Annotated in this window: 12 protein-coding genes and 1 pseudogene; 4 read left to right on the forward strand and 9 right to left on the reverse strand. The window is 68.2% G+C overall.

The window, feature by feature from the left end; translation table 11 throughout:
* The first annotated feature begins 219 nt into the window (after positions 1-219).
* Positions 220-576: an HIT domain-containing protein gene (locus GVY64_RS20705; RefSeq protein ID WP_159843884.1), complete on the forward strand. Its 357-nt coding sequence runs from the start codon at positions 220-222 to the stop codon at positions 574-576.
* 71 nt (positions 577-647) lie between these two features.
* Here GVY64_RS20705 and GVY64_RS20710 read toward each other — a convergent pair whose 3' ends face one another.
* Positions 648-2027 carry a flavin monoamine oxidase family protein gene (locus tag GVY64_RS20710; protein WP_159843886.1) on the reverse strand — a complete coding sequence of 460 codons (1380 nt, stop codon included), beginning with the start codon at positions 2025-2027 and terminating at the stop codon, positions 648-650.
* Between the two features lie 63 nt (positions 2028-2090).
* Between GVY64_RS20710 and GVY64_RS20715 the strand changes: the two genes are divergently transcribed.
* Positions 2091-2693, forward strand: coding sequence for a TetR/AcrR family transcriptional regulator (locus tag GVY64_RS20715; RefSeq protein WP_159843888.1), 603 nt, complete (start codon positions 2091-2093; stop codon positions 2691-2693).
* A gap of 552 nt (positions 2694-3245) precedes the next feature.
* On the opposite strand, the gene GVY64_RS20720 is transcribed toward GVY64_RS20715, so the two are convergent.
* A complete protein-coding gene (locus GVY64_RS20720; protein WP_159843891.1) occupies positions 3246-3806 on the reverse strand; it encodes a GNAT family N-acetyltransferase in 561 nt (186 codons plus the stop codon).
* 183 nt (positions 3807-3989) lie between these two features.
* Positions 3990-4298 carry a DUF6802 family protein gene (locus GVY64_RS20725; protein WP_159843953.1) on the reverse strand — a complete coding sequence of 103 codons (309 nt, stop codon included), beginning with the start codon at positions 4296-4298 and terminating at the stop codon, positions 3990-3992.
* A 96-nt stretch (positions 4299-4394) separates the two neighbouring features.
* Here GVY64_RS20725 and GVY64_RS37920 point away from each other — a divergent pair.
* A pseudogene (locus GVY64_RS37920) lies at positions 4395-4490 on the forward strand (recombinase family protein); the annotation flags it as partial.
* 274 nt (positions 4491-4764) lie between these two features.
* On the opposite strand, the gene GVY64_RS20730 reads toward GVY64_RS37920, so the two are convergent.
* The 6 genes from GVY64_RS20730 to GVY64_RS37925 all read right to left on the reverse strand — a co-directional run bounded on the left by GVY64_RS20730 (position 4765) and on the right by GVY64_RS37925 (position 10960).
* A complete protein-coding gene (locus GVY64_RS20730; protein WP_159843955.1) occupies positions 4765-5976 on the reverse strand; it encodes an NAD(P)/FAD-dependent oxidoreductase in 1212 nt (403 codons plus the stop codon).
* A gap of 270 nt (positions 5977-6246) precedes the next feature.
* Positions 6247-7011, reverse strand: coding sequence for a glucose 1-dehydrogenase (locus tag GVY64_RS20735; protein WP_159843893.1), 765 nt, complete (start codon positions 7009-7011; stop codon positions 6247-6249).
* A 76-nt stretch (positions 7012-7087) separates the two neighbouring features.
* Positions 7088-7933: a helix-turn-helix transcriptional regulator gene (locus GVY64_RS20740; RefSeq protein WP_159843895.1), complete on the reverse strand. Its 846-nt coding sequence runs from the start codon at positions 7931-7933 to the stop codon at positions 7088-7090.
* Between the two features lie 252 nt (positions 7934-8185).
* Positions 8186-8344, reverse strand: a complete 159-nt coding sequence (locus GVY64_RS20745; protein WP_159843897.1) for a hypothetical protein — start codon at positions 8342-8344, stop codon at positions 8186-8188.
* Between the two features lie 189 nt (positions 8345-8533).
* On the reverse strand, positions 8534-9802 hold the full coding sequence (locus tag GVY64_RS20750) for a hypothetical protein (RefSeq protein WP_159843899.1): 1269 nt from the start codon (positions 9800-9802) through the stop codon (positions 8534-8536).
* Positions 9803-10552: 750 nt separating this feature from the next.
* The gene (locus GVY64_RS37925) at positions 10553-10960 is read right to left on the reverse strand and encodes a hypothetical protein (RefSeq protein WP_236567020.1); all 408 of its coding nucleotides are present in this window, start codon (positions 10958-10960) and stop codon (positions 10553-10555) included.
* Between the two features lie 88 nt (positions 10961-11048).
* Here GVY64_RS37925 and GVY64_RS37930 point away from each other — a divergent pair.
* Positions 11049-11288, forward strand: a 240-nt coding sequence (locus GVY64_RS37930) for a hypothetical protein (protein WP_236567021.1), incomplete at its 3' end; no start/stop codon positions are given.

The following is an 11288-nucleotide window of genomic DNA, read 5'->3' on the forward strand; positions in this document are numbered from 1 at the left end:
GTGCAGAGCTATGCCGAGACGCAATGTCGATAATGGAACGTATTTGGAGACGACGCTACCACTCCAGGTGCGTTGTAACGACGTTTTTTCTGCAGCAGAACGGGTGATGCCATCTGGCAGGCCGGAGGCCGGCCGGTATCAGTCAAAAGTGACGTAGTCGCGCCGGCCGCGTGGTTCATCTCGGCCGTATTCGGGCGATGGGTCCGTAGAGTCGTGGGGGTGCGGGAGCCCGATTGGTATTGCGATGAAGTGATTCCACGGCTGGTCGAGGTGGATGTCGTGGTCGAGACGGACCAGGTTCTGGCCTTTCGGCCACCGAATCCCGGTTTCGGAGCCGAGCATGTGATCGTGGTGCCGAAGAAGCACGTTCGATCCCTGCTGGAACTGGATCCGGTCTTGGGGGCGCGCCTATTGGAGGTTGTCCAGGCCGTTGCTCAGCAGGTCGTGCATGAGCACGGCGGTAGCCAGGTCCTGACGACTCTCGGCGACGAGCAACACAACAGGCATCTTCATATGCATGTGGCCGCCGGAGCGGGCGTGGCCAGATTCGTGACTCGCAGCGAACTGCAAGGGTAGGCCGTTGATTTCCGTAGCTTCTACGGACGGGGTGCCCGATCCACGATATGGCGAGACGGCTTGTCAGCCGGTCATGCCGAATCGCTCGTTGACGCGGCCGGAACCACGGCGAGCCCGATCTCCCGGGCGACGCGGTGACCGGATTCGGCGGCGCCGTCGATGTAACCCGCCCAGCGGGTGGCGGTTTCGGTGCCTGCCCAGTGCAGCGGGCCGGTCGCGGGGCGCAAGGCGTGCCCGAAGCGGGTGAGGGTGCCCGGTGTGGTGAACGCGCCGTAACAGCCGCGGCTGTATTCCTCTTCGGCCCAGTCTTTTTCGATGTAGTCGATCGCTGTACGGGCGCGCGGACCGAAGTAGCCCACGAGGTCGTCGATCACCTGAGCGCGTCGGTCGGCCAGGGCCAATCGTGAGCCGACGTCGGCGTGGCGGCCTTCCAGGAAACCGACGAGCACGCCGGGTGATCCGGCGGGTGGGGTGTTGTCGAACACTGTCCCCAGCGGTCGATGGTCGCTGTTGGCCTGGCCGCTCCACCCGTCCGCTCGCCAGAACGGTTCGTCGTAGACGACGTTGATCTTGATGACCCGGCCCATCGGCATCCGCTGGACGAGCTGGTCGCGGTCACCCGGCAGGCCGGGGGTGAAGCGGATACGCGCGGCCAGTGGCGGCGGCACCGCGATCACCGCGCGACGCGCCCGCACGACGGTCCCGCCGCTTCGGACACGGACACCGGCATCATCCCAGTCCACCTCCGTTACCGGACTGGTCAGAACCACCCGATCGCCGAGCTGCTCAGCGAGAGCCAGCGCGATCGCCTGGGTGCCACCGACCACCCGATCCTGCTGGGCTCCGCCCTTGACACCGATCATGGAATCGAGCCCACCACCCGCACCGAGGTAGAAGCTCGCCCACAACGCAGACATGTCCTCGGGTCCGGTGGAGAACACCGCCTCGGTGACCACCCGGAAGAACGCTCGCCCTTGCGCGGTGTGGGTGGCGCGGCGCAGCCAGGTGTCGAAGGTTTGCGAGTCCAGCGCTTCGGCTCGATCCGCCCGCCACGGCTCGGTCCGCGACACCTGCCGTCCGATGCGGTCCAATCGCCATTGCGCCTGGGCGATGTCGGCCAAGGCCAGTGGGTTCATCCGGGGAATCCGGCCGGCGTACTCCGAACGAGATCCGCCGAGTTCGGCGATGTGGCGGCCGACGGTATGCGTCGGATGAGTCTTCAAACCCAGCTCATTGATCAACGCCATCGCTTCATGCTGCGTCGGACCGACCCACTGCCCGCCGACCTCGATGGGCTCACCACCGGGCAACTCGGCGTTGAGCAGACGCCCACCCACCCGGTCACGCGCTTCGAGCACCAAGACTTCATGGCCGGTGCGCACCAGGTCGCGGGCAGCAACAAGGCCCGCTATGCCCGCGCCGACGATGACGACATCCACGGATTTGCCCATCTCGATCCTTACGGTCGTACGCTATGCATCTGACATACATAGTGTATGTGATAAACGTACAGTATGGACTCGCTGCGTGACAGGCACATCGAGAACACCCGCCGGACGCTGCTCGAGACCGCGGCCCGGCTGTTCGCCGAGCGGGAATACGCCGACTTGTCCGCCGAGGAGCTGGTGCGCGCCGCCGGGTTGACCCGAGGCGCGCTGTACCACCACTTCGACGGCAAGAAAGGACTGTTCGAAGCCGTCGTCGAAGAGTTGGAAGACCACGCGGCACAACGCATCAGGGCTGCCATCGACTCCGCGACAGACCCCTTCGAACGCGTCGACCGCAGCCTCGGGGCTTTCCTCGACATCTGCGCGGAGCCCGAGTACCGCCACATCGTGCTGCTCCAAGGCCCGATCGCGCTGGGCTGGCGCCGCTGGCGAGAAGTGGACCAGCGCCACCTCAGCAGCCTGGTACTCGAGGGCGCCCGCGACCTGCTGGACGCCGGCCTGATCCAGCCCCATCCACCGGAACTCCTCGCGAGCGCCTTCTACGGCGCCCTGACCGAGATGTCACTGACCATCGCCGAATCCGACGACATCGAGAAGGGCCGCGCCGAGGCTGCCGCCTTGGCACGTGCACTCCTGAGCGGGCTCGCCGTCAACCGACCACAAGAATGACGGTGCTCCGGCCACCGCGGAGCCGGCCCACGTCGCCGTTTCAGAGCAGTCGACGACGCTTACAGACAGCGCGACGAAACGTCGACGACAATCCTCGACCGCGCACCGACCGCCGACACCGTCTGCAGGCCGCCCCGCTACCTCGACACGCCCTGTGTCCGGTACGTGCCCGAGCTGCTTCAGATCGTCGATGGTGTCGCTGATCCGGCTTTCCGAACTGCGCATTTCGCGGCTCCGCTCGCCTTCCTGCTGCCCGATCAGGCCTTGATGAGGGGCGGCCGTACGGCCAAGCACCGACAGCTGCCCGCTACTTCCGCTGATGCCTGGCTTGCCGGGATTACGCCAGGCACGCGGCTGGTGGCGGGTGAATACCGACGTGGTCCATCGGCGGATTATGGCGGTGGTTGGCGACTTCGACGGGACGCTGTGCCGGTGGGCAGTGACGTCGCTGTGGGTAACGTGTTGTTGATTCGGCGTGGCGGGTCCGGCCGGTGGCCGGGCGTTTCGGTGGGCCTCGGTGTCTCGGATTCGTGCGGGACCCGTGGCGGATCATCAGGTGTTGAACGCGTGCAGGAGCGTCGTGGCGAGGGTCTGCTGCGCGCCGTGGGCTTCGAATGTGCTGACTGGCTGGAACCCGAGGCGGGTGGCGAGGCTTAGTGAACGCTGGTTGGCTGTCTGGGTGACGATCAGGACCGGCTGGTCCGGGAGTTCGGCGGCGGCGGTGCGCAGGGTGGCCGTTGCGGCTTCGAATGCCAGTCCGGCGCCCCAGGCGTGGCGTCGCAACAGGTAAGTGAGTTCGAGTTCTTCGTCGCCTTCGGTGAGGTGTCCAGGTTGGTCGGCAGGGCGGCGGGTGAGCATCAGTGTTCCGATGAGCTGGTTCGTTTCCTTGTCCGCGATGACGTAGACGCCGGGGCTGGCTGTGACGTTGGCGGTGCCGACTGCGTCGAGATATTGCTCGACACCGGCGCGGGGCCGCGGACCGCCGAGATATGTTCGCACCTGGGGATCGGTCTGCAACTCGATGAAGCCCTCGCGGTCGCCATCGTGCGCTTTGCGCAGCAGAAGACGGTCGGTGGTGATTTCCGGGGCCGAGAGTGTGGACGGTTGGCTCACGAGGTCATGATTCTGGCTGCCGCAACTCCGTCAGGTCAACGAGGTCCGGCACCGGGTCGTCGTGTCGGTGAATGTGGACTGCACCCCCCGCCCGCGAAGACCGCCGCCGAGCGCTGGCTGTGCTCTCATGGGGTGGTTCCACGGTGGTGATCTCGAACGTCAACTGTCCGAAGGCGGCACCGCTCACGTGCCCAGCCGACCCTGATCCGTCCGAATCCACTCCGAGGTTCCGTCCGGGTGACGATGGAATTCCCAGGCGGTATAGTCGCCGTCCTTCTCCACCACCTTGACGTGATCGGCGAAGCCGTCGTGATCGACGTCGGTCCACACCTGCATCGCATCGTCGCCGGTGATGGTCATGCTGTCGAGCAGACCGTCTTGGTCGATGTCCTGGGTGGGATGGTGCAGTTCGACGGCGCCCAGGCCGCCTAATTCGGAGTGCGCGTCGATATGCGGTAGACCCAGGCCCGGCAGATCACCCGACGTGACCATGGCCCCTGCTTTCGGACACCATGCCTTGGAGGAACTCAGCCAGCATCGGCCCAGAGTATCGAGGTCTTGGCCGCCATTCAATACCTTGTACCACTGGTCGCCGAGTTCGAAGCCGACCGAGGCCACCTGCGCACCCGCGAAGGCATGACCCAGGCCCGCGCCAAGAGCCGCCTCGAAGGCAAACAGCCGAAACCGCCACTCGCAGTGGGCAAAACCAAGCATCGCCGCTACCACGCCCCCGACGACGACGCGAGCCCGGCCGACCTCGCCGCGGGATACAGCTTCGGCCGCTCCATAGGAGAGAAGTCATTCGCACTGTCGCGCCGCGCGTTTCGACGTGGTGGATGTTTTGCTCGCGGACACCGAGACCGTGCACGTCTCGACTGCGCGCAACGTCCCTTTGCTGCCACCGCTGCCCCGCAGCTTCCGGTTATCCTGAACCTACTGCGCGGTGCTCCTGGGCCGACTAGTGCCCGGGCGCGGCCTGCAATTCGGGTGCGGCGGCGGCCAGCAATGCGTCGCGGTCGCGGTTCAGCGGAGGATAGATCCGCCGGGTGTTGATGGCGCGCTTGGTATCTTTGGCCTGCTCACCGGACGCGACCACGTGGCGGTCCCAGCCCTCGGTATAGACCGCTCCTGCCGGTCCGAGGTCGAGAACCGTGACGTACCAAGGGATCCGCAGCGGCTTCATCGGCTTATCCAGAAGATCGCCGATGACGTTGTATCCCGCGTATCGTCCCATCGGGCGGCTGTGCTGGCAGGACATCACCGACACGTGCTCTTCGTCCATTTTCGCGGCAGCGACGTCACCGGCGGCGAATACTCCGGGCACACCGTGGACCCGCAGATAATCGTCGACGGGGAGTCGGCCCAGCCGGTCGCGGTCGACCCCGAAATCCGCGGTCAGCGGGTTGGCCCGCATGCCGGCACACCAGACGACAGTGGCGGCGGGCACCACTTCACCCGAGGAGAGCGTCACGCCGCGCTCGTCGATGGCGACGACCCCGACGCCCACCTTGGTCTCGACCCCGGCGTAGGCCAGCGCCGCCTCGATGACCGGTCGCGCCGATACGCCCATGTCCGAGCCGACGAACGGGTTGCGGTCGATCAGGACGACCCGCGGTGCGACGGCACGCGCGGCGAAGGTCTCGGCGAGCAACGCGGGCAGCTCAGTCGCCTCCTCGATCCCCGTCAAACCCGCCCCGACGACGACTACTGTCGCGGCCGCCGGGTCGGCGGGGCCCTCGGCGAGCCGGCGCAGGTGGGCTTGCAGTCGGGTCGCGGCGTCATAGGTGTCGATGTCGAAACCGAACTCTCGCAGGCCAGGGATATCGGGCCTGACCACCTGGCTGCCCAACGCGAGCACCAGCCGGTCGTAGCCGTGAACGCCCGCGGTGGATTCCACAACCCGCGCCGCAGTATCGATAGCCGTCACTTCGCCGACCATGTGCTCTACTTCGGCCGGATCGAGAAGGGCGCTCAGGGGGATACGGGATGTGCTCAGATCGGCTTCGTAGTCGCGCACGCGAATGTCGTGATAAGGCGTGGCACTGATCATCGTGATGTCCACGGTTCCGACCGCCACCCCGAGTTCGTCGAGCCGCCGGGCCGCCGCGAGCGCCGCCCACAGACCCGCGAACCCGGACCCGAGAACCACGACACGCGAAGCATCGGTCACTGCAAGGCGCCGCACCTCGTGATTCTACGACCGCAGCCGGACTGCGCGATTCTTGATGCTGCTGGTCAGGACGCTTTCAGGGCCCGGGCCCCACGAAATCGCCGTACAAGCAGCGCGACGGCTCGGCACCGGTTGCCGGGCCGTCAGCCGTTCCACTTCGTGCTCTGCCGCCGACCTGCGCCCTACACGGGGTTCAGCCGGGGAACCGGGCTCCGGACGGATACGGTGTGCTCCGACCGGGATCGGACAGCGAGTGTGGAGCCGAGTCGGCTATAGCATCGCTGCCGGGATGACCGAGATCAGTCCGCCGTCGACGAGGATGTCCTGCCCGTTGATGTAGGACGCTTCGTCTGATGCGAGGAAGGCGACCGCCGCCGCGACGTCCTCCGGGGTTCCGACCCGGCCGGCGGCGACCGTGGTGGCGATCGCGGACTTGACCTCCCCGGATGCTTCGGCCTGGAAGGCCGGGGTATCGATGTATCCAGGGCTCACCGAGTTGACACGGATGCGCCGGGCCGTCAGATCGGCGGCGAAGGTTCGGGCCAGACTCTGCACCGCGGCTTTGCTCGCGGTATAGAGGGCCGCGGCGGGCGCGCCGCGGTACGCGGCGAAGGATGCGTTGATGACGATCGCCGCACCGTCCGGCAGGAGGGGCAGCGTCTTCTGGATGGTGAAGAACGCGGCCTTGAGATTGGTGTCGAGGACGCGGTAGAACTCGCCTTCGGTGACCGCATCAAGGGTCTGGAACGCGCCGATGCCCGCGTTCGCGAACACCACGTCCAGCCGGCCGAACCGGTCGCGGATAGTTGTGGCCAAAGATCCGAGATCGGTGAGATCGGCTGCATCACCGGCAATTCCGAGTGCCCGATCCCCGAGCTCGTCGACCGCCGCGTCGAGCCGGGCCTTGTCGCGCCCGGTGACGATCACCCGCGCTCCTTCGGCGATGAGCCGGTGCGCGGTGGCCAGGCCCATGCCGCTGGTGCCGCCGGTGACGAGTGCGATCTTGCCGTGGTATCGGGAACTGTCGTGCGTCATGGCTCGAGCGTGCCGACGCTGCGCCGGAGCAAACAGTGCGCATTTATGGGGGGTGTGGCACCACCACGCTGCGGCGTCAGGCGGACGACGCGACGCGCAAGCGATGCAACCGTTCCAGGCGCTGCGCGGTCGCGGTGCCCGGCCGCGGGTTGTACAGCACCAGTTGCCATTCGGGATGGTCTGCGACCGTCAGCGTCGTCGCGTCGAAGAACAATTCACCGAGGTCGGGATGACGCAGCGCGTTCACCGCCTGCGCCGGCACTCCGACTTCCTGCCGCTCCCAGAGTTCGGCGAATTCCGGGCTCACCGACCGGAGACTGTCGACCACCCTGCGGAAATCGGTGTCACCAGGACAAATGGCAGCGCTTGCCCGATAAGCGGCCACGATGGCAGGGGCGTTGTCCGCCCATACTTCGTCCATCGCGCGATAGCGGGGATTGGTGAAATAGGTGAGCAGGCAATTGTATTCGCCGTCGCCGTAGCCGAACACCACCCGCGCGGTGTCGTTGAAGGTGAGCACATTCCAGTACCGGTCGCGCAGCACCGCAGGCCGCCCGTCCCAAGCGTCGATCAACTGCTGCACCTCCGGCGTGACGGCTGTGCCCGGCGCGCACTCGAGCGGAGGCGGATTGAGTCCTGCCAGCAGGTACAGATGGATCCGTTCCGGTTCGCTCAGCAACAGGACCCGGGCGATCGCATCGAGCACCTCGTCGGAGACGGTGATGTCGCGCCCCTGCTCCAGCCAGGTGTACCAGGACACTCCGACCCCGGCCAGCACGGCGACCTCTTCCCGTCGCAATCCAGGCGTGCGCCGCCGGCCCGTCGCCGGGATGCCGACATCCTCCGGCCTCAGCCGCGCCCGCCTGGCGCGCAGGAAGTCACGTAACAACTCGCGGCGTCGCGGCACGGCTTCGCTGGTCATAAGCCACGGTAACAAGCGACCCGCCCGGGGCGGCGGGGCTCCGGCCGTCGCAGCGGTCACTGCCGGGCCGCATCGCGACCTCGACGACGCGCACCGCGCGGCGTCGCTCGATAGGCTCAGTGCGGCCATGGGCGAAGTCGGCGTGCAACATGCCCGACGAGTCCTCGTCGCGGGGAGGATCCCGCCGCGACACCGGTCGCCCGACACGCAACGGGCGCTGGGCGTCGAACGCGGGCGGGCGTCGAACGCGGCTCACAGCGGCGCCCGGGTAGTCCAACGCACCCGCCCGGATCCGGACGGCCTGCGCCAGGTGTCCTGGCGAGTGGTGTCGTTGTCGATGTCGGTCTCGAACGTCGCGTCCCGTCGCGGGTCGCCGCGCCGGAAAGACCATACGTACCAGCGGATGACCACGTCGACATCGGTTGGTGGCCCTCCGAGGACGACGGCTGGGCCACCGGTGAGTGGTCGGCCGCGATGGCGTGCGCGGCGCCTGTGGGGCGTGCCGTCCACATGCTCGCCGACGCAGGCGGGATGCACGGACGGCGCGGCACGGGTATACCGGACCCGGTCTGCGGACTCGCCGCGTGCTGCGAGCCGGTGTCAGCGGCCGTGCAGCCAGCTCTCCTTCAGTTTCCAGTGGTTGTCCCACCACGCCTGGACGGCCGCGGGGTCGGCGTTCCACGGCGGCGGCGGAGATTCGCCGGGGAAGAGGTAGGTGTCATCGGGGACCGCGGCGGTGGTCGGCGACGGGCCGGGCGGTTCGGGCGAATATGTGGTGGTGGTCGGCCGGTGCCGCTCCTGTGAAGGTTGCGGCTCGACCTGCGGTGGGACCGGAGCAGGCGGCAGGGGTTGCGCGGCCGGCGCTTGCGCCTGGTCGTCGAGGGGGTACGGCCCTGGCGCAGGTGGCACGGGCGGTCCAGGATACGGCTCGGGAGGGGCTGCTGGGCCGGGCAGAACGGCGATCGGGGCTTGCTCGCCCGCGGCGGCAGGTGGGGCCGCCGCCGGATTCGGGACGACGGGCTGGGCGGCGGAGATCGGCGCCTGCACGGGACCGCGGACCTCGGCGTCGGCCGGTCGGCCCTCCCGTGCTTGTGCGACCGCGATCGCCGCTCCGCCCAGTACTGCGGCCGCGGCCGCTCCGGCGAGAATGACGCGTCCGGGATGCCGGCGATCCGACGTCGCCGGTGCCGCCGATGTACTCCGGAACGGAGCCGCGGCGACCAAGGCCGCGCCGTAGGCGGCAGCGTTGGCATGGTCGGGCGCCACGATGACCGGTGCGGCGAGTCCGCGCCGCACCGCGGCCACGACGTCCGGGTTTCCCGCCGAGCAGCCACAGAGAACCACCGCATCCGGCGACAGCTCGGCCGCCACCAGCGCGGGCCGGATCCGGTCGATCGCCGACTCCGCGGTATCGGCGTCGACGACACCGGACGACCACGCGCCGGAGGTGCGGATCTGGTGGCGATCCGGGCCGGTGACGAGATACGACGTGTGGTATCCGACGACCTCCAGCGCCAGCAGGGTGTCGTACCGCGCCACGTCCGGGAAGTCCTGGAGCAGCGCCAGCAGCGCTGTTTTCGTCGAGACGAGCGACGATGATCGCCACGACACCGATGACAGTTGCGAGACAATTGCCCGCCGCTCGGCCACCGTCCGGTAGGCCACGGCTACGTCATCGATTTCGGTACCGGCCCCGGCTTCGTGCGTCAACGCGTCGAGCGCGGCGGCCACCGCGGCGGCGGTCGAGTGTTCGACCGGCTGTTCGACGTTCCGCAGCACGTCCGGCCGGGTACCCCGTGGCGCCGTCGACGCGAGCATCACGCCACGCACCACGGCCTGTTCAGCTGATATTCCGACTGTGGCCCTCATGAGATCACCTCTGCTCGACCGGTCTCGGACGGGATTCGTCACCGCGGCCGCCGACGATCGGTCCGGGTTCGGATCCGGGCCACACGCTCGCCGAACGCCCGCCGCACGAGATGACGCTGTCGAAGACCACGAGGGCAAGCCCTGACCGGTAGGTGCGGGCGTGCTCAGAGGTGCCTGGCCTCCTCGGCGCCGCTGGTAGATGCCACGTGTTAGCTAACGATCAGAATACGTCTGTTCCCGCGGTCCGGATACGGCTTCGAGGCAGCGTCGCGCGGGATGCGACAACAATCTCGGCGAAATGACTTACCGCCTTCGTGCAACGACCGGCGAAGTTCACGGTGCGATCGGCCTGGGCGGACTGGGAGACCTTCTGTGGTCGGCCGCGGATGCCCCGGAATCGGGTGCTGCTTCCCGGCCGACACCGCGGTGTGGACGGCGGCGAACGACCCTGACACCGGGACCGTGCCGCCTTCGGGTCCGCGGGGAAGTGAGCGGTGTTCATTCGTCGGCCGGGTCGTAGGCCCTGGGCGACCGGACCCGCCACCGTCGTGCCGGGCTCCGCCGTGGCGGCCACGCTGCGTCGGCCCCGGTTGGTCCCCCGGATTGTTGCCTCGACTACGCCGCGACTCCGGCAAATATTGCGATGGGCGTCGAGACCCCGCAGTTCAGCCTGTCCCTGCGCCACCCTCGGCCCGCCCTGCACCGAAGCAGCAGCCCGAAGGCGAGACCCCGATGACCGCCGCCCTGGGATCAGCCGGCAGGCGGCGGTTGCGGTGGGGCCGGGAGCGGGATGACGATGCCGAACGGCAGGGTGATCCCGGGCGGCGGCGTCGGCGCGGGCGCGGCATCGGGAACCGGTTCGGGTTCGGGTTCCGGCGCGGGCGGTGTGGTGACGGCTGGTTCGGGGTTACGCGGTTCGGGCTTGCGCGGTTCGGCTTCCTGCTCCTGCGCGCCAGTTACCGGGCCGGTGGCGGCGTCCGTCTCGGGTTGCGCGCATTCGGCCACTCGGGCGTCGGCGGGTGCGGCGCCGCTGTCCGGATTGCCGGACGCATCGGGGCTGTTCGCGCCGGGATTCGGTAGCTGCCAGGGCGCCGCGCCGTAGGGTTGGCCCGGCACGAGCGGTATGCGCGCGATGCCGGGCTGCCCCGGTTGTGGCATCGGCGCGGGAACCGGTTGGGCGACACAGGGATTCACCGGCGCTGGCGGCGGGCAGAAGATTCCGCACGGAATCGGTGGAAGGCCCGGGATGGTGATCATCACCTGCGTCGGCGGCTGCTGCTGCGGCGCGGGCACGCGCGGCGACTCGACCGGTGCAGGCGCCGCCGTGGTCACCGCCGTCATCTCCGAACCAGGACCCACCGGCGAGAGCGTGCCCGGTGCCACCAGATCCGGCGAGATCCGCACCTGCGTCGGCGAACCCCCCGTCCGATACGCCGCCGACCAACTCAGCACATTCGCCGCGTACGCCATCGAGTTGTTGTACCGC

This window comes from Nocardia sp. CY41, from assembly GCF_009829325.1.
GTDB lineage: Bacteria > Actinomycetota > Actinomycetes > Mycobacteriales > Mycobacteriaceae > Nocardia.

Excerpts from the sequence above, each read along its gene's own strand:
- GVY64_RS20740 (WP_159843895.1), bottom strand. The coding sequence starts at position 7,933 with ATGACCAGCGAAGCCGTGCCGCGACGCCGCGAGTTGTTACGTGACTTC.
- GVY64_RS37925 (WP_236567020.1), bottom strand. The coding sequence starts at position 10,960 with ATGCCACAACCGGGGCAGCCCGGCATCGCGCGCATACCGCTCGTGCCG.
- GVY64_RS20715 (WP_159843888.1), top strand. The coding sequence starts at position 2,091 with ATGGACTCGCTGCGTGACAGGCACATCGAGAACACCCGCCGGACGCTG.
- GVY64_RS20735 (WP_159843893.1), bottom strand. The coding sequence starts at position 7,011 with ATGACGCACGACAGTTCCCGATACCACGGCAAGATCGCACTCGTCACC.
- GVY64_RS20750 (WP_159843899.1), bottom strand. The coding sequence starts at position 9,802 with ATGAGGGCCACAGTCGGAATATCAGCTGAACAGGCCGTGGTGCGTGGC.
- GVY64_RS20725 (WP_159843953.1), bottom strand. The coding sequence starts at position 4,298 with ATGGTCACGTCGGGTGATCTGCCGGGCCTGGGTCTACCGCATATCGAC.
- GVY64_RS20710 (WP_159843886.1), bottom strand. The coding sequence starts at position 2,027 with ATGGGCAAATCCGTGGATGTCGTCATCGTCGGCGCGGGCATAGCGGGC.